16 protein-coding genes and 1 pseudogene are annotated in these 16968 nt (G+C 62.7%); 11 read left to right on the forward strand and 6 right to left on the reverse strand.

The features are described 5' to 3' along the window. The 7 genes and pseudogenes from DFO68_RS15610 to DFO68_RS01695 form a co-directional block, all read left to right on the forward strand. Positions 1-352 (forward strand): annotated as a pseudogene (locus DFO68_RS15610) (Rpn family recombination-promoting nuclease/putative transposase); the annotation flags it as partial. Positions 353-617: 265 nt separating this feature from the next. Then, entirely contained in the window at positions 618-2048 is a 1431-nt protein-coding gene (fliD, locus tag DFO68_RS01670) for a flagellar filament capping protein FliD (protein ID WP_133481403.1), read from the forward strand. Between the two features lie 273 nt (positions 2049-2321). Continuing rightward, positions 2322-4019: a flagellin gene (locus DFO68_RS01675; RefSeq protein ID WP_133481405.1), complete on the forward strand. Its 1698-nt coding sequence runs from the start codon at positions 2322-2324 to the stop codon at positions 4017-4019. Positions 4020-4109: 90 nt separating this feature from the next. Next, a complete protein-coding gene (locus DFO68_RS01680; RefSeq protein ID WP_133481406.1) occupies positions 4110-4304 on the forward strand; it encodes a hypothetical protein in 195 nt (64 codons plus the stop codon). Between the two features lie 225 nt (positions 4305-4529). Next, positions 4530-4790 carry a type II toxin-antitoxin system Phd/YefM family antitoxin gene (locus tag DFO68_RS01685; RefSeq protein WP_133481407.1) on the forward strand — a complete coding sequence of 87 codons (261 nt, stop codon included), beginning with the start codon at positions 4530-4532 and terminating at the stop codon, positions 4788-4790. Next, positions 4783-5046 (forward strand): Txe/YoeB family addiction module toxin, encoded by a 264-nt coding sequence (locus tag DFO68_RS01690; protein ID WP_133481408.1) that lies wholly within the window; start codon positions 4783-4785, stop codon positions 5044-5046. The genes DFO68_RS01685 and DFO68_RS01690 overlap by 8 nt, the downstream gene beginning before the upstream one ends. A 351-nt stretch (positions 5047-5397) precedes the next feature. Beyond that, on the forward strand, positions 5398-6390 hold the full coding sequence (locus DFO68_RS01695; RefSeq protein WP_133481409.1) for an OmpA family protein: 993 nt from the start codon (positions 5398-5400) through the stop codon (positions 6388-6390). An 8-nt stretch (positions 6391-6398) separates the two neighbouring features. Here the strand turns inward: DFO68_RS01695 and DFO68_RS01700 are convergent, their stop codons facing one another. Beyond that, positions 6399-6938, reverse strand: a complete 540-nt coding sequence (locus DFO68_RS01700) for a FlgO family outer membrane protein (protein ID WP_133481410.1) — start codon at positions 6936-6938, stop codon at positions 6399-6401. A 327-nt stretch (positions 6939-7265) separates the two neighbouring features. Here DFO68_RS01700 and DFO68_RS01705 point away from each other — a divergent pair, with 327 nt between their 5' ends. Both DFO68_RS01705 and DFO68_RS15745 read left to right on the forward strand, forming a co-directional pair. Beyond that, positions 7266-7547 (forward strand): DUF2835 domain-containing protein, encoded by a 282-nt coding sequence (locus DFO68_RS01705; protein WP_373190674.1) that lies wholly within the window; start codon positions 7266-7268, stop codon positions 7545-7547. 105 nt (positions 7548-7652) lie between these two features. Further along, on the forward strand, positions 7653-11657 hold the full coding sequence (locus DFO68_RS15745) for an EAL domain-containing protein (RefSeq protein WP_243726380.1): 4005 nt from the start codon (positions 7653-7655) through the stop codon (positions 11655-11657). A gap of 322 nt (positions 11658-11979) precedes the next feature. Here DFO68_RS15745 and DFO68_RS01720 read toward each other — a convergent pair whose 3' ends face one another. The 5 genes from DFO68_RS01720 to DFO68_RS01735 form a co-directional block, all read right to left on the reverse strand. Then, positions 11980-13233: a TRAP transporter large permease gene (locus DFO68_RS01720; protein ID WP_243726381.1), complete on the reverse strand. Its 1254-nt coding sequence runs from the start codon at positions 13231-13233 to the stop codon at positions 11980-11982. A gap of 76 nt (positions 13234-13309) precedes the next feature. Continuing rightward, a complete protein-coding gene (dctP, locus tag DFO68_RS01725; RefSeq protein ID WP_133481415.1) occupies positions 13310-14326 on the reverse strand; it encodes a TRAP transporter substrate-binding protein DctP in 1017 nt (338 codons plus the stop codon). 125 nt (positions 14327-14451) lie between these two features. Next, on the reverse strand, positions 14452-14580 hold the full coding sequence (locus DFO68_RS15905) for a hypothetical protein (RefSeq protein WP_279512786.1): 129 nt from the start codon (positions 14578-14580) through the stop codon (positions 14452-14454). Between the two features lie 44 nt (positions 14581-14624). Next, entirely contained in the window at positions 14625-14915 is a 291-nt protein-coding gene (locus DFO68_RS01730; protein WP_133481416.1) for a type II toxin-antitoxin system RelE/ParE family toxin, read from the reverse strand. Beyond that, positions 14903-15181, reverse strand: a complete 279-nt coding sequence (locus tag DFO68_RS01735; RefSeq protein WP_133481418.1) for a CopG family ribbon-helix-helix protein — start codon at positions 15179-15181, stop codon at positions 14903-14905. Before DFO68_RS01735 ends, DFO68_RS01730 begins: the two co-directional genes overlap by 13 nt. Before the next feature lie 229 nt (positions 15182-15410). On the opposite strand from DFO68_RS01735, the gene purU reads away from it, so the two are divergent. Next, the gene (gene purU / locus DFO68_RS01740) at positions 15411-16268 is read left to right on the forward strand and encodes a formyltetrahydrofolate deformylase (RefSeq protein WP_133481419.1); all 858 of its coding nucleotides are present in this window, start codon (positions 15411-15413) and stop codon (positions 16266-16268) included. Positions 16269-16294: 26 nt separating this feature from the next. Continuing rightward, positions 16295-16966, forward strand: coding sequence for an energy-coupling factor ABC transporter permease (locus DFO68_RS01745; RefSeq protein WP_133481421.1), 672 nt, complete (start codon positions 16295-16297; stop codon positions 16964-16966). Positions 16967-16968: the final 2 nt, after the last annotated feature.

Here is a 16968-nt window from a genome sequence, read left to right on the forward strand (position 1 = left end):
CACCCGCTGGCTCAAGCGCCATTTGCATCGGCTGGGGGCCGAGGTCAACTTGAATCGGCTCGAAAGCCTGGTGGAGGATAAAGATATGTTGGCAGAAAATCTCGAGAATCTGGTCAAGAAAGAACGCCTGGAGGGCCGTCAGGAGGGCCGTCAGGAAGGCCGTCAGGAAGGCCGTCAGGAGGGCCGTCTGGAAGAGGCGCGAGACATGCTGCGTACCCAGCTCACCTTCAAGTTCGGTGAGGTGCCAGAGTGGGTAGAGGCGAGACTCGCCCAGGCCGACCATGAACAGTTGAAAGGCTGGATGCGTGACGTCCTGTTTGCCAACAGCCTGGAAGAGATGATGAATCGCTGACTCCTCCTGGCGGATCACGCCCCGATCCGCCATGCCCTGCTTGGCAAACAACTCCCTGGCCCCTCTTCTTCCGATGCCCGCCTGACGGCGCCGGCGTGGATCGCCTCGATGGTGGCGTTGAGCGACAGCAGGTTGGTCTGCTCGGCGCACACTCCTGGACCACCTCGCGCGCCTCGACTTGAGCAGGCCCCACTCGGCCTAAAGTTCCCCGGAACCCCGCCGATATGATTTACGATATCGCTTCAGTCGCTCAAAGGGGCTTCGCATGGCAAGCATCTCATCTCTCGGCATCGGTTCCGGCCTCGACCTGAACGGGCTTTTGGACCAGCTGCGCAGTGCCGAACGGCAGCAACTGCAGCCGATCACCCAGCAGAAGACGCAGCAGGAAGCCAAGATCTCCGCCTACGGCAGGCTGCAGAGCGGCGTCAACAAGCTGCAGAGCGCCGCCCAGGCGCTGAACGACTCGGCGCTGTTCCAGAAGCTCTCGGCCAGCGTGCAGGGCAAGGGGCTCAGCGCCGCCGCCAGCGAGACGGCCAGCCCCGGCCGCTACGACGTCACGGTCAATCGCATCGCCACCGGCGGCACCCTGGCGACTCAGGCCACCGGCGCTGGCTATTTGCCGAATGAGGCGCTGTTCACCGAGGCCACCACCCTCACCCTGGATTTCGGCGCCGCCTACGACCCCAACGGCAGCTTCGACCCCGCTGCCAGCCCCACCGGCACCAGCGTGACGATCGATATCGCCGCCGGCAGCAGCCTGGAAGCGGTGCGCGATACCATCAACGCCAATGGGGCAGCCGGCGTCGATGCCTCCATCATCAATGATGGCAGTGGCTATCGTTTGGCGTTGAGCTCCCGGGAGACCGGTGCCGCGGCCTCGCTGGTGGGGCTTACCTTCGCCAACAAGGACACGGCCTCTACGAACCCGGTGCCGCTCGCCGAGGACGCCGCCACCCTGCGCCCCGGCAACGATGCCGAGCTGGATATCAACGGCATCACCATCACCAGCGCCACCAATACCGTGAAGGAAGCCATCCAGGGGGTGAGCCTGACGCTGAGTCCCGAGGCCGAGGGCAGCACCCTGGGGGTGACCGTCAGCCGCGACGACGGCTCCGTGAAGGAGGCGGTCAACAAGTGGGTTTCCGCCTATAACGAGCTGCAGTCCACCATCGGCCGGATGACCAAGCCGGGCACCGATGGCTCTTCTTCGGGCGAGCTGATCGGCGATCGCACCGTGCGCACCCTGGAGTCGCGCATGGTGCGCGACCTCACCAGCGCCGTGCCGGGCGGTGCGTTCTCGCTGCTCTCCGATCTGGGGATCTCCCTCGACAAGGAGGGGCGTCTGGCGCTCGACGAGCCGGTGCTGGATGCCGCCCTCGCCGATTCTCCCGAGGAGGTGGCGGCGTTCTTTGCAGGCAGTAGCGCGGAAACCGGCATGGCCGGCACCTTCAACGCCAGCCTGACGCGCATGCTCGACGACAACGGCACCCTGAGCAACGCCATCCAGGGCGCCGAGAGCCGCGTCAGCCGTCTCGACGCGCGCTTCACCCGTATGGAAGCGAGCGTGGAGCGCACCGTCGAGCGCTATCGGGTGCAGTTCGGTCAGCTGGATAGCATGATTGCCAACATGAACCAGACCAGCACCTACCTGACACAGCAATTCGACGCACTGGATACCCAGCTGGGTCGCAACTGACGCACGCCTCACACCTCCCTGCCATCGCCCCGGCCACTCGCCGGGGCGATGACGTTTGCGCGGGTTCCGCCAGGCCTCGTCAGCTGTCGTGCCGTGTCAAGGCGTTGGCACCCCGGCGGCAAAAAATGGCGATTTTCCCTAAAGTCTTCCCCTCGGCCGCCGTTATAGAGAGTAACGGCCAACGGCGCCGTTGTGGCAGGCCCGCCGGGCCATGAAAGAGCATCGCAGCGGGCCCGCCAATGGAGCCCTCAACAGCTAGGAAGGAGTCACACCATGGCAGTGATCAATACCAACATCACCTCGATGATCGGCCAGCAGAACCTGAACAAGTCGCAGAACGACTTGACTACCGCTATGGAGCGTTTGTCCTCCGGCCTGCGCATCAACAGCGCCGCCGACGACTCCGCCGGCCAGGCCATCGCCAACCGCATGACCGCCCAGATCACCGGTCTGTCACAGGCGCAGCGCAACGCCAATGATGGTATTTCCATCGCCCAGACTGCCGAAGGTGGTCTTAACCAGATTAACGATAACCTGCAGCGTATCCGCGAACTGTCTGTACAGGCTCAAAACGGTACCAACTCATCAGATGACCTGAACTCTATTCAGGCAGAGATTGATCAACGTTTGAATGAAATCGACCGTATTTCTAAAGAAACAGATTTCAACGGAACCAAGGTTCTGGGCGAGAATACTGAAGGTGCTGACCCTACGAAGCGAACCCTCAGCATTCAGGTGGGCGCTAATGATGGTGAAGTTATCGAAATTGATCTGGAACAGATGAGTCGTGCTCAGCTTGGTCTGGATGGATTTAATGTCAATGATGCTGATGTTGATAATAGGGCAGCAACTGCTGACATGCTGAGCGATGACGGATTTTCATCCGTTGCTCAAGCTAACGGTACAGTCGAATGGACCAAAACTGAAACCACACCTAATGCGGCTGCTACTTCAGCAGACGTTTTGGACAGTCTCGTCGATACCAACTCAGTTAACTATACAGGTACTAATACTGGCCTCGGCGTTGCTGCCGATGGAAACAGTTATGTATATAACTCAAGTGCCGAAGCGTTTACTTTTAACGCCACTGATGCTGCCTCTGCCGATGTAGATAGCTATATTAAAGGTAAGGCTACAGCTGCTGGCGAACCCGTTGAGGCTACTGTGACACTTGGTGGTTCTAGCCAAGATGCTCTGGTAGCTGACGATGGCACTATGACTACACTTGATGGGCAGACCCTTTATTGGGATGGTTCTAACAACTTAACAACCACCAATAGTGGTACTGATGCACAAGCCAACATTTCAGATGTAAGTGCTTTCATGGCTGCAGCTGGTACCGGTAATGGTGATACAATCGAAATGGGAGGCACTACTTTTACCGGTACTGCTACTGGAGTAAGTGCAACTGGCGCCACAATTTCTAAAGCTGATTTTGACACTGCCCAAGCTTCTACCGGGTTTAGCGGAGGGGGCTATACTGTCGATGCTGCTGGTGCAGTTACATTAACGTCTAATGGCGATGCTGTAAATGTCGACGCAGATACTGGTGAGCTTACAGCTGATGCTAATTCTGTTGTCACTACTACATATTACGAGCAATCCAACGGTATGATTACCGATGGGGCAGGTGCTCAGCTTTATGTTGATAGTTCTGATAGCTTTACTTTCGACGCGACCACTGCAGGAACAGCCAATGCTGATCCCCTCAAAACACTTGATAGTGCACTGAGTCAAGTCGATAACCTGCGCTCTGATCTGGGTGCCATCCAGAACCGTTTCGAGTCTGCGATCACTAACCTGCAGACCAACGAGACTAACCTGTCTGCCGCTCGGTCGCGCATCGAAGATGCCGACTATGCGACCGAAGTGGCCAACATGACCCGCGCTCAGATTCTGCAGCAGGCCGGCACCTCGGTGCTGGCCCAGGCCAACCAGATTCCGCAGAACGTGCTTTCCCTGCTGGGCTAAGGTTGAGCGAGTAGGGAATCACCCTTCCCTTTGGCACTGCCATCGAACCGGCCCCGGTGTGGGGCCGGTTTCTTACTTTCTGGGGGGCGCATGACCATTGACGAACACCAGCAGGTGATCGATGAACTTCAAGCGGTCATCGACGATACCCAGCACACCCTCGACCGCTTCGAGGCCACCGGCATGGAAACCGAGATGCCGGCGGATTACGATAAGCTGCTGGCCATTTTCGATGATGCCGTGACCCGGCAGCGGGCGCATACGCTGGCGATGCTGGACGCCTGACTTCTGCGTCTGCGCCCAAGGCAGTACGCTCTGCTCAACCCCAACGCCACCCGCATGCCCAACGCTGCGCTGGAGATCGGGCGCTCCGAGCTTGCTGAACGGGTCTTGCGTTGGCTGCCGCGGCGCCAGTTGGTGGGGAGCGTCCAAGAGTAGGGTGACATGTTCATTTATCTGTACATGTAGGCCGGGCCTGCTATGATGTGGGCAGTGTCAGGGGAGGGTGTGATGAGAATCGTGACGTTTACCGAGGCCCGCAATGGCCTCAAGAACATTCTGGATAGCGTGGTCAACGATGCTGACACGGCGATCATTACTCGCCGTGATGCCGAAGATGCGGTGGTGATGTCGCTCGACCATTACAACAGTCTGATGGAGACCGTGCATCTGCTGCGCTCTCCCGCCAATGCCTCGCATCTTGAGAGGTCGATGGCTCAGTACAAGGCTGGCAAGGTCGCAGAGCGCGAATTGCTGAAAGGCGATGAGTAGCCGACTTCTGTGCTGGACAGACGAGGCTTGGCGAGACTATCTCCACTGGCAAGCCCAGGACAGGAAGACGCTGAAGCGGATCAACAAGCTGATTGCCGATGTGAAGCGCTGCCCGTTCGAAGGGATCGGCAAGCCGGAGCCTCTTAAGGAAAACCTGGCCGGGTTCTGGTCCCGTCGTATCGATGACACGAACCGGCTGGTCTACGCCGTGGATGAAGCCGCCATCACCATCATTTCCTGTCGATACCATTACTGATTGTCGCAAGGGGAAGGCCTCAGCGCGAGACGCCGCGGGCTCACAGCCGTGTAGGCCAGATAAGCCGAAGGCGCATCTGGCGTGACAATGCTGCGCTCGCCATGCCCGGTGCGCTGGCGCTTACCGGCCCTACGGAGGTTGGGTGGCCCGCTGGTATCGGGCGCGCAACGCCTGCGCCCGCCGCGTAGGCCAGAAAGGTGGGTCGATATGACTCTCGTTTCGGCCAGCGGTGCTGACTTCACGCCGCCGAGCCCAGCAATGGTTGTCTCGAGGGTTGCTTGTCCCTAAGGTTGGTGGTTTTTTCCACCTGCCTGATGGCTTCATATGGCTGAGGATTGCCCGGAGGGCTGCATGATCGAGGATCACCGCGGGCAGAGCCGCCACGATAACCTGATGCGACCCCTGCCACCGGATGAGGACGCCAGCGGCTGGATGATCAGCTATATCGATATCATGACCCTGCTGGTGGCGTTGATGGTGTTGATCATTACCTTGGGCGAGGTGGGCGAGGTGAGTATAGGTACGCAGGCGGCGGATTCGCCCCCCGAACGGCCACCCGGGTGGTTGGCTCGGGGGAGTCTCGGCGTGCCGCTGCCCGAGGCGCTGCAGCGGGTTGTTCCCGAGCGGCCTGTCAGGCTCGCCGGGTACAGCAGGGTGTCGGCCCGTGCCATCTCCGCCGCATTGGGGGTGGCCGGCTTGCCGGCGTCTCGCCCCTCGCCGCCGCCAAGGCTGCTGGCTCTCGCCGAGCCGGGCGGTGTGCCTGTCGATTCCACCTCACGAGGCCCGCAGCTGCTGATACCGGCCGGTGTCGACCTTTCGCGCCCGCTGGCCGACTATCTGGTGGTGCTGGCCGACAGGCCGCCCTCGGGCGTCGAGAAGCTCGACCTGGCCGCCATCGATGGCGCGCGCGTCGTGGCGCAGTCGCTGGAAGGCGCTCCCTACCTGGCGGATCTGGCGGGCATGGAGGTCTCGCGGATTCCCGCAGGCGTGCGGCTACGGGTCGAGGATCGCCTGCTTTTCCCGACCGCCGAGGCCGAGCTGACCGAAGCGGGGCGCGCCCTGGTAACCGGAAGGCTGCGCGAGATGATTCAGCGTTACCCTGGTGAGGTGGCGGTGGAGGGGCATTCCGACAGCCGTCCCATCAACACCGAGCGCTTCCCCTCCAACTGGGCGCTGTCCAGCGCCCGAGCCATCGCCATCGTCGAGGCGCTGGTAGAGGCGGGCGTCGAGCCTTCGCGACTGCGCGCCGTGGGGTTGGCGGATACCCGCCCCCTGGCAAGCAACGACACCCTTGAGGGGCGCGCCCGCAACCGCCGCGTGGAAGTGGTGATCCAGGCGCGGTGAGTCACGGCTCAGCGTGCGTGCAGTAGCTGACGCAGGTTGCCATCGAGTGGCAGCGTGAGGCCTCGGCTGGCGAGGAATCGGTCACTACGCAGCTCCACCACGCGCAGGGCGAGATAAAGATGGTCATGCCCTAGCGCATAGGTGCCCATCAGCAGGGACTGGGCGTCTGGCCGATTGCCCAGGTAGCGTACCTGGCGGGTCAGTAGGCCAGCATCGACGCTGATCTCGATCAGCTGGCCGCCATCGAGCAGCACTTCCCTGACCGGCACGCCCGCGCGGGCCAGCGCCGCGGCCGAGAGTTCCGCGGCGATGCGGTCGAAGGGCGCGGTGCGACCCACCCCCTCCACGTTGATGAACGAGGCCGTGATCATGGGGCCCTGTTGGGTGAGCTCGGGGAAGTCCTCGACCATCTGGTTGATGGCCTTGTCGAGAGCATCGGCCAGCCCCGGCGGGGGCGGTGCGTTGTGAAGCGCGCCTTGATGATTGGCGCAGGCGGTCAGGCTCAGCAACACCAGCAGCAGGCAGGCCAGGCGCAACGGGTAGGGCATGATGATGGAATCTCCAGGACAAGCTCGCCGAGTTAATCGGCAAGACGTCGAGAAACTTGAAGGCAGGCGACGCTGGCCGATGAAATCGCCTTGGCCATGCTCGACTGACCCGGATATTCAGGCGAAGCGGCTGAACTCGACGAGGGCACCAAGGCCCGGGCATCGCCTCAGGCGCTACTCATCTCACTGCGTTGCCGGGCCAGTTCCTGTTGGGCCGTGAGCAGGTACTGCCGGGCCACGGGCCGCCACCTGATGGTCCATGGATGAGGGCAATGGATGAGGACAATTGAGGGTGGCAGTTGATGATAAAGTATTGGCGAGCTTAGCGTGGACGACAAGTCAGTATTTCCCATGCCCAGTATCGATGTGGTGATCGAGCTGTCTGCTGCGGCCTGCCTGGCGCATTACACGGGGCGCGTGGCCCACGTTCAGACGCGCAGCCTGGATGGGCGTCGCGTGGTATTTCCCGCCGAGGCGCTAAGGCAGGTAGTGACCCGCGACGGCGTGCATGGCCGTTTTCGGCTGACGTTCACCGAGGCCGGGCGGTTTTGTTCGATCCAGCGACTCGGCGGCCAGCTGCCTTCAAGTTGCACGGAAAACGGCCGATAACCCCAAGGTCGGCACAAGCGTTGCATGACTGGCGCCAGCAGCATGAGTCGGCTGGACAGGGCCGCTTCAAGGTCCGTGTCGATCACGCCCATGGAGCCTTTTTGCATGCCACTCAAGACCCGCGATATCGCCCTGGATAGCTGGCTGCTGATGGTCTCGGCGGCGTTTGTGCTGATGGGGCTGGCCGGGTTGGCGCCGTGGCCGGATTACCCACAGCGCATCTTGCTTCTGCCGGATACCGCGCTGGCCGCGGTGTTGTCCGGCCTTGGCCTGCTGGCGGTGGTCCAGCACTGGCCACGGCTGCGGTGGCTGGCGGGCGGTGCGTTGCTGGTTCTGGCCCTTTATACCCTGGTCCACAACGGGTTGATCGGCGGCAGTCAGGTGGGAGTCTCTTGGCTTTCCCGGGCGCCGCGGTTTTCCTCGTCGCTAGCGGTGATACTGGTGGTGCTGGCCGGCTGCCTGCTGGTCGGGCTTGGCGCGCCGGCCTACCGACGGGCGTGGGCGCTGGCGGGCGTGCTGATGCTGCTCTTCGGGTTGGGCATCCTGGCGCTGATGGTCGCCTTTCCGGCCGCCGGTCCCGGGCTGCAGGCGATGACCTCCTCGCCCCTGGTGATCGCGCTGTTCGCCATGGTGTATGGCGCCTCCATGCTGGTGGCGAGTGCCCGGCCGAGCCAGCGCAAGCTCGAGCTGGGGCCCACCGCGGTGATGGTGGGCCTGGCCGGGGTGCTGGTCAGCAGCTTGGCGTGGCATCTGCTCAGTGGGCAGCACCAACAGCGAGTCTATCAGCAGGCCGAGTACCTGCTCGACAATGTGCGTCTCAACGCCGAGCAGGTGATGAGCTCGCAGCTGATGCTGATGCAGCGCATGGCCGAGCGGCTGGATGCGTCCGCTGTTGGATTGGAAGCCGCCGTACTCAATCGCGATGTGGCCAACTACCTGCGTGATACCCCCAGCCTCGAGGTCATCGCCCTGCGGGATAGCCAGCAGGACTGGCGCTGGCACCGGGCGCGCAGCGCCGAGGCCCAACGCTGGCTGACGCAATGGGCAGGCTCCGAGCGCGTCCGCGACTGGTTTGACATGCCCTTTCCCCAACCCCGCCTGATGTCACCCGATGCTGACGCACCCCAACGGGCGATCATGGTCATCGCGCTGCCGCAGCGTGACCAGCAGTTGGTCGCTGTGATGAACCTGGCCACCCTGCTCGATCACGAGCTGCGCCTGCAACTGGCCGACTTCCAGGTGAACGTGTCGCGGAATGGCGCGCTGCTTTTCTCGCTGACCGCGCCGGGGGTGATGGCCCGGGACGTCAGCGCTATCCCCGCCTTGGCGTCGCGACACATCGGCCTACCGGGTGGACCCATGCTCAGCCCCGCCGTGTATAGCGGCCCCGGGATGGGCTGGCAGGCCGGTATCAGCCCCTACATCATTGGTATGGGCGGGCTGATGCTGAGTTATCTGCTGGTGTTCAGCCTGGGGATGGTGCGCCTGGTGCTGAGCCGTTCACGAGACTTGATGTCGGCGCGGGAGCATCTCGAACACCAATACGCCATCCAGGGGATGATCGCCGAGGAGGCGCCGCTCGAGCAGACGCTCGACGCCATCTGCCGGATGCTCGAGGCCCGACTGCAAGGCGGGCTCTGCTCGATCATGCGGGTTGACGATGAGGGTCGCAGGCTGCGCCTGGTGGCCGGCAGCAGCCTGCCGCCGGCTTTTCGTGAGGCCGTGTCCTCGATTCCCATCGGCGCCGGCATCGGCGCCTGTGGCAGCTGCGCCCATGACCGCGAGGTGGTGATCTGCGCTGATCTTGCCCAAGACCCTCGCTGGAAGGGGTTCAAGTCGCTGGCTGCCGAGGCGGGGTTCGTCTCCTGCTGGTCGTATCCGGTGATCGCCAGTGACGATCGATTGCTGGGAACCTTCGCAACCTACCATCGTCAGCCGGTGACGCCCGAGCCCAGCGAACTGGACATGCTGCGACAGGCCGTGGACCTGGTGGCCCTGGCGGTGGAGCGTGACCAGGATCGGAATGCGCTGTGGGAGAGCGAGCAGCGTTACCGTTCGCTGTTCGCCTATAACCCCGATGCGGTGTTCTCACTGGACCTGCAGGGGTACTTCGTCACGGCGAACGATCATTGTGCTGAGATCACCGGCTACCGCGTCGAACAGATCCTGGGCACTCACTTTTCTGCTTTCCTGAATCCGGCCGACCTGGCGTCTATGCAGCAACAGTTCGAGATGACGGCGCAGGGGGAGCCCTGCCGGTTTGAAGTGCAGATTCCGCATCGTGACGGCCAGGTGAGGCGGCTGGATATCACCCATCTACCGATCGTGGTGGGGCAGCGCATCAAGGGCGTCTATGGCATCGCCAAGGATGTGACGCAGCGCCGGGAACGCGAGACCCGCCTGCGCATCCTCGAGCGCGGGGTAGAAGCCAGTGTCAACGGGGTGGTGATCGCTGATGCCAAGAAGCCCGATCTGCCGATCATCTACGCCAATGACACCTTTCAGCGCATCACCGGCTATACACGCAAAGAGGTCATCGGCCGCAACTGTCGCTTCCTGCAGGGCCCCGAGACCGACAACGCGGCGGTGCAGCAGATTCGCCAGCAGCTGGCCGACTACCGCGAGGCGCATGTCACCCTGCGCAACTATCGCAAGGATGGCACGCCTTTCTGGAACGATCTGTATATCTCACCAGTGCGCGATGACGCCGGCCAGGTCACCCACTTTGTGGGCATTCAGCACGATATCTCCGAGCGGAAAGACTACGAAGCTCGCCTGGCGTATCACGCCAGTCACGATGCCTTGACCGGCCTGGCCAACCGTGCGCTGCTGGAGGACCGGCTGGCCCATGATTTTGAACTGGCCAGGCGTCACGAGCATCTGCTGGCGGTGCTCTTCGTCGACCTCGACGAGTTCAAGCCGATCAACGACAGCCTGGGGCATGCCGTCGGCGACCAGCTGCTGCTGAGTGTCTCCAAGCGCCTGTCTGCGGCGATGCGTCCAGGAGATACCCTGGCGCGCCTGGGCGGCGATGAGTTCGTGGTGGTCCTGCCGGAACTGCACCATGAAGAGCAGGCCTTGCAGGTGGCCGAGCGGCTGCTGTCGATCGTTGCCCGACCCTACCGGATCGGCGAGCATGAACTTTCGCTGTCATGCAGCATCGGCATCGCGGTCAGCACGACAGAGCTCACCCAGGCCATGGAACTCATCCAGCAGGCCGACATGGCCATGTACCGGGCCAAGCAGCAAGGCCGCAACGCCTACCAGTGCTTCACGCCCGAGATCACCCGGCGAGTGGGGGATCGCGTGGCCCTGCGCAACGAACTCCAGGAGGCGATCGATCTGCAGAACTTCGAACTGCACTACCAGCCGCTGATCGATCGCCAGGGGCGGGTAGTGGGCATGGAGGCGCTGCTGCGCTGGCCAAACCCGCTGCGCGGCTATGTGTCTCCCGCGCAGTTCATTCCCCTGGCCGAGGAGACCGGTCAGATCATTCCCATCAGCGAATGGGTGCTCTCTAGGGCCTGCCAGGATCTGGAAATGCTCGATGCGGCGGGGCAGGGCATCCTGAACGTAGCCGTTAACCTCTCGCCGATGCAATTCCACCGTTCAAGCTTTCTCGGCAATCTGCGCCAGACCCTCGCGGTGACGGGGTTGCCGGCGCCGAAATTGGCGCTGGAGCTGACCGAAGGCGTGCTGATGAACGACACCGAAAGCGCCATCGACATTCTGCATGCCCTGAGGGGCATGGGCGTGAGTGTGGCCATCGACGATTTCGGCACCGGCTTTTCCAGCCTCAGCTACCTCAAGAACCTACCCATCGACACCGTGAAGATCGACCGCAGCTTCGTCAGCGAAGTGACCCGCAATGCCGAGGACGCCGCCATCATCCAGGGCATCATCTCCATGGCGCACCACCTGGGCCTGAGCGTGGTGGCCGAGGGCATCGAGCATGAAGCGCAGCACGACATGCTGATGAGTCATGGCTGCGACCTCTTCCAGGGCTTTTACATCGCCAAGCCCATGCCATTCGAGCGTCTGATCGAATTCCTCGACGCGTGCCAGCCGGGGAAGTCGGAGGAGTCGCGCGAAGAGTCGCGTAGAGAATAGCCGGCTGACCGCCGCGGCCTTGACGCGCTGGGAGCAGCGTAGCGCTATCGCCTTGGCTCACAGCTGCCGCCGCCAGCGGCTCTCAATGGTCTCCAGTTCCGCCGGCCCATAGAGGGCCTGGGCCTGGCCGCTGTAATGGGCCCATAGCTGGTCGCCGGCATCGTAATGCCACCACTCGCTCGGCAAGTTGGTGAAGCAGGCTCAACGGCACCAGGGGCTCGTCACTGCCCGTGATGGGGATGCGGCTCACCACCGACCAGTCGGGGTCGGGATGGTGGTCGATGGGTGATGACAGGGCGCGATTCACGATGGTCTCCATGGGTCAGCCAAGCTGGGCCGGCAGCCAGAGGGTCAGGGAAGGAAAGAGGATGAGCAGGATCAGTACCAGGATCGCCGTCACCACGAACGGCCAGATGGTACGGAACAGCGCCGTGATCTCGAGTCGACTTACCGCGGCCGCGACGAACACACAGGCGCCCATCGGCGGGGTGATCAGGGCAATGGTGATGTTCAAGGTGATGATGATGCCCAGATGCACCGGGTCGATGCCCGCCATCATGGCCACGGGTGAGAAGATCGGTGTCAGCAGCATCAGGGCCGAGACCTCCTCCATGAACATGCCGGTGACGAAGGTGATCAGGCTCAGCAGCAGCAGGATCACTACCGGCTGCTCGATGTAGAGATCCAGCAGCGCCACGAACTCGTTGGGCACCTGAGCATAGGAGAGCAGCCAGCTGATGGTGGCCGAGGCGGCCATGATCAGGAAGATCGCCGAGGTCAGCCGCGTGGTGTCGACCATGGCCTTCCAGAAATCGGCGAGGCGCAGATTGCCCTGTGCAAGGCCGCAGAGTGCCACGTAGAGCGCCGTCAGTGCCCCGGATTCGGTGGGCGTGACGAAGCCCATGACGATCCCCGAGACGATGATAAACGGTGCCACCAGCGCAGGCAGGGCGCCCAGGGCCGTGACGACCAGCTCCTGGCGTGAGGGGAGTCCGCCACGCTTTTCCAGCCCCTTGTGCCAGGCATACCAGGCATTCATGGCCATGAACGCCAGACCTAGCAGCAAGCCCGGGATCACGCCGGCGAGAAACAGATCGCCGACCGAGGTATTGGTCAGCGAGGCGTAGAGGATCATGAAGATGCTGGGCGGGATGATCGGCCCGATCAGCGAGCTGCCGGCCGTCAGGCCCGCGGCAAAGGCGGTGGAGTAGCCCTCCTTGCGCATGGGTGGCACGAGCAGTGAGCCCAGCGCCGAGGTATCGGCCACCGCAGAGCCATTCACCCCGGCGAAGAAGATGCTGGAGACCACGTTGACATGGCCCATGCCGCCGCGCAGGTGGCCGACCAGCAGCTTGGCGAAGGCCATAAGACGGTCCGTCAGACGCGTCACGTTCATCAGGTTGCCGGCCAGGATGAACAGCGGAATGGCCATCAGCGAGAAGGCATTGATACCGCCGAAGAACTGCTGGGGCATCATGCGCGGGATCATCGCCAGATCGATAAGCAGCAGGCTGCTGGCAACCGTCAGGGATACGGACCGGCTGATGGCCAGTACGCGAGAGTTCGATAACGCCATGGTGGATGCCATCTGTCATGGGGCAGGGGGGGGTAGCCCCTGCCCGAACTGCAGGACGTCTCGAGGACGGCGCGGCTTACTCGGCCAGGTGGGTCATCCCGGCATCTTCGAGTGCCATGTCGATGAAGGTCGGATCAATGTCCTGCTCGCCGAGCCAGTCCAGATAGGCCGGCTGGCCCTGCTCGCGGAATTCTGCCAGCTCCTCCTCGGAAGGACGGATCACCTCCATGCCCTGCTTCTTGAGGTAGGCGATGCGCTCGTCGACCCGGATCTCGTTGTGCTCGCGGGCCATCTGGTTGGCCTCCTCCACGGCTTCCATGAAGGCCTCGCGCGTCGGGTCGTCCCAGCCGTCGATCATCGCGCCGTTGCCGACCAGGAACTGGTCCGAGTACTGGATGTTGGCCAGCGTCAGGTAGTCCTGCACTTCATAGAGGCTGCCCATGATGATGTACATCGGCGGGTTCATCTGACCATCGGCGACGCCGGTCTTCAGCGCCATGTAGACCTCGGTCCAGGGGATCGGCGTGCCGGAGGCCCCGAAGGCTTCGTAGAGCGCGACCTGGCTGGGGTCCATGGCACGAAAGCGCAGCCCCTCGAAGTCGCTGGGCGAGGAGATGGGTTTCTCATCGTTGGTGAAGGCCAGGAAGCCACCCTCCTCGACCACGGCCAGCAGCTCCATGCCGGTGCGCTCGCGCAGGGCGTCCTCGACGGCCTGCCAGTACTGACCTTCGTCGAAGAAGCTGCGTGCCGACTCGAAGTCGTCGAAGAGGAAGGGAATGGCGCTGACGAACACTTCCGGCACCAGCGGGGACATGCCGGCGAAGGAGGCGATGTTCAGGCTGGGGCTGTTCATCGTCTGCTCCATGCGCTCCTGCTCTTCCCCCAGCATGCTGTTGGGGTAGAGCTTCAGCTCGAGCTCGCCGTCGGTCTTTTCCTCGACCAGCTCCTTGAGGTTGGTAGCGAAGACATGCACGGCATTCTTGTCGGGATCGGGAGCACCGTTGTAGCTCAGGGGCACGGTCGTGGCGGCCTGCGCCTGGCCAGCACAGCCGCGGCCAGGACGGCAGCGGTGAGGGAGGAAACGGCAAACGATCGAGTGGGATTCATGCTTGGACTCCGGGCGTTGTTGTTGGCGGAACGGCCGGCCTGTCGGCCGATATATGATCAGGCTAGGCGTTGCTGCGTTGACTGACCAACCCCTTAAGCGTTGCTTTTACCTCAACACTTGGCGCCCAGCAGGCGGCCCGCCTCGATCACCTTGATGTCGAGGCCGAGCGCCTGACTGCGGACCTTGAGGTGGACCTCGCCGAGACGCTTCCTGCTTCCTAAGGACCGCTTGGGAACCACGCGAGATCGTGGCGGTGAGTCGGCTCGCTATCGATTGCTGCCTGTTAGAAGCCGGCGTCTCTCTGGTGACGGTTGGCCAGTACCACCACCGTGTCCCCATCGAGACGATACCGGGCGATGTAACCGCTATTACCAAAATCAATCAGCCAATCCCGGTATTCCTCGGATAGATCATCAATCGGGCGGCCGATATGTGGGAATTTTCCAAGCTGCTCGAAGCCCTGGATGAGCGCCTTGGCGGCTCTCTCGTCTGCTGTTGGATTCTTCGGCCGCAGGAACTCACGCAGTCGCTCCAGATCCCGTATTGCTGACGGGGAAAAGATCACTTGTGGCATGTTGGTGCGGACACCTCATCATCCTTTCCCCAACTGCCCAGCCACTGCTCGACTTCGTCAGCGGTCGTATGCACGCCAGTCGCTTGGTAATCCTCCCAAGCCTTGAGCGTGTCCTGCCTGAACATCTCTCGTCTTTCCTCTCGCTCCACATACTGCTCAATGGCCTCACGCATGAGCCAGTGTGCCGAGCGCCGACGGGCGTCGGCCAGATTCTGCACCCGTCCTTTCAGATCGTCGTCGAGTTTGATGGATGTTGGTTTTGCCATGCCGACCTCCGTAGCAAAAGGTAATACCTATTATTCCTATAGGTCTTGTCGGTAGATCTGTCGATGGCCAGCCCATGGTGGACTGGCGGGTGCCCCGGCTGGAGGCGGCAGGCCGGGCAGGAGCCCTGGAGGGGAATCAGAAGGGTCTCGGTCCGTCCCACGCGTGCCCGAAGCCTCTGTTTTGGCTACACTGTCGCCCCTAGTCATCGCCGCCACCCGGGATCGTTTCATGTCTCACTTCTACTACCGCCTGGTCGTTTCCTGCCCCGACCGCTTGGGCATCGTCGCTCGGGTTTCCAACTTCATCGCTGGGCACGGCGGCTCGATCACCGAGGCCAGCCAGCACTCCGACCTGGAGGCGGGGCGCTTCTTCATGCGCTATGAGATCCTCGCCGACTCGGTGGGCGTGCCGCCCGAGGCGCTGCGCGAGGCCTTCGCGCCCATTGCCGCCGAGTTCGAGATGACCTGGGCGCTGATCGACACTCGCCAGCGGCGGCGGGTGGTGCTGATGGTGTCACGCGAGAGCCACTGCCTGGTGGATCTGCTCTATCGCTGGACGGCGGGGGAGCTCGACTGCGACATCGTCGGCGTGATCTCCAATCACCAGGACATGCGCGGCTTGGTGGAGTGGCACGGTGTTCCCTACCACCATGTGCCGGTCAATGCCGATGACAAGCCCACCGCCTTCGCCGACGTTCAGCGGCGCGTGGAGGAGGCCCGCGCCGACTGTGTGGTACTGGCCCGCTACATGCAGATCATGCCGCCGCAACTATGCGCGCGCTTCCAGGGCCGCATGCTCAACATTCACCACAGCTTCCTGCCGTCGTTTGCCGGCGCGAGGCCCTACCACCAGGCCCATCAGCGCGGCGTCAAGCTGATCGGCGCCACCTGCCATTATGTCACCGAGGAGCTCGATGCCGGGCCGATCATCGAGCAGGATATCCACCGGGTCAGCCACTGCCATACGCCCGATGACTTGGTGCGGGTCGGGCGCGACGTGGAGAAGGCTGTGCTGGCGCGCGGCCTGCGCTGGCACCTGGAGGATCGCGTGCTGATTCACGGCAATAAGACCGTGGTCTTTGCGTGATTGATTCGGGTGAATAGGGACGATTCATGACGATCGCCGAACCGGTTCTCGCTCCCTGGCTGCTGTGGCTCTGCGGCTTGGTTTCGCTGGCATTCGTCGGCCTGGCGCTGAGTCGCCGGCCGTGGCTGGCGCTGCTCGATGACCGCGGCCTGCAGCATCGCTGGCTGGCCGCCACGGTGATGGTGATGCTGTTGTGGCAGTTGCGTGCCCAGGCGGTAGACTGGCTGACCCTGCACCTGATGTTCACCGCGCTGTTGACGCTGGTTTTCAAGGCGCCGCTGGCGCTGCTCTCGATCACCGCCATCAATATCGCCATGGTGCTGCTGGGGCGCATCGAGTGGCCGCTGCTGGGGGCGAACGTGCTGGTGACCGGCGTGGTGCCGGCGCTGGTGATGGGTATTATCTGGCGGGTGGTCGACCGGCGCCTGCCCGATAACCTGATGGTCTTTTTGTTCGTCTGCTGCTTCTTCGGCGCGGCGCTTTGCAGCCTGGCCGCGGGGCTGGCCGCCGTGGGGCTGATGGCGCTGGGCGCCAATGACGCCGAGGCACTGCGCCAGGCGCTGGAGTACGCTCGCTTCCTGCCCTTGCTGATGCCCTCCGAGGCCTTTATCACCGGCATGCTGATGAGCATTCTGTTGGTCTATCACCCTAGCTGGGTCGCGACCTTCAACGACCACCGTTATATCGATACTAAGTGAGC

Origin of the sequence: Halomonas ventosae (genome assembly GCF_004361885.1) — a bacterium.
GTDB classification, from domain to species: domain Bacteria; phylum Pseudomonadota; class Gammaproteobacteria; order Pseudomonadales; family Halomonadaceae; genus Halomonas; species Halomonas ventosae_C.

Bases quoted from the DNA above. Each gene is read 5' to 3' on its own strand.
- fliD (WP_133481403.1), top strand. From the start codon at position 618: ATGGCAAGCATCTCATCTCTCGGCATCGGTTCCGGCCTCGACCTGAAC.
- DFO68_RS01675 (WP_133481405.1), top strand. From the start codon at position 2,322: ATGGCAGTGATCAATACCAACATCACCTCGATGATCGGCCAGCAGAAC.
- DFO68_RS01680 (WP_133481406.1), top strand. From the start codon at position 4,110: ATGACCATTGACGAACACCAGCAGGTGATCGATGAACTTCAAGCGGTC.
- DFO68_RS01685 (WP_133481407.1), top strand. From the start codon at position 4,530: ATGAGAATCGTGACGTTTACCGAGGCCCGCAATGGCCTCAAGAACATT.
- DFO68_RS01690 (WP_133481408.1), top strand. From the start codon at position 4,783: ATGAGTAGCCGACTTCTGTGCTGGACAGACGAGGCTTGGCGAGACTAT.
- DFO68_RS01695 (WP_133481409.1), top strand. From the start codon at position 5,398: ATGATCGAGGATCACCGCGGGCAGAGCCGCCACGATAACCTGATGCGA.
- DFO68_RS01700 (WP_133481410.1), bottom strand. From the start codon at position 6,938: ATGCCCTACCCGTTGCGCCTGGCCTGCCTGCTGCTGGTGTTGCTGAGC.
- DFO68_RS15745 (WP_243726380.1), top strand. From the start codon at position 7,653: ATGCCACTCAAGACCCGCGATATCGCCCTGGATAGCTGGCTGCTGATG.
- DFO68_RS01720 (WP_243726381.1), bottom strand. From the start codon at position 13,233: ATGGCGTTATCGAACTCTCGCGTACTGGCCATCAGCCGGTCCGTATCC.
- DFO68_RS01730 (WP_133481416.1), bottom strand. From the start codon at position 14,915: ATGCCACAAGTGATCTTTTCCCCGTCAGCAATACGGGATCTGGAGCGA.
- DFO68_RS01735 (WP_133481418.1), bottom strand. From the start codon at position 15,181: ATGGCAAAACCAACATCCATCAAACTCGACGACGATCTGAAAGGACGG.
- purU (WP_133481419.1), top strand. From the start codon at position 15,411: ATGTCTCACTTCTACTACCGCCTGGTCGTTTCCTGCCCCGACCGCTTG.
- DFO68_RS01745 (WP_133481421.1), top strand. From the start codon at position 16,295: ATGACGATCGCCGAACCGGTTCTCGCTCCCTGGCTGCTGTGGCTCTGC.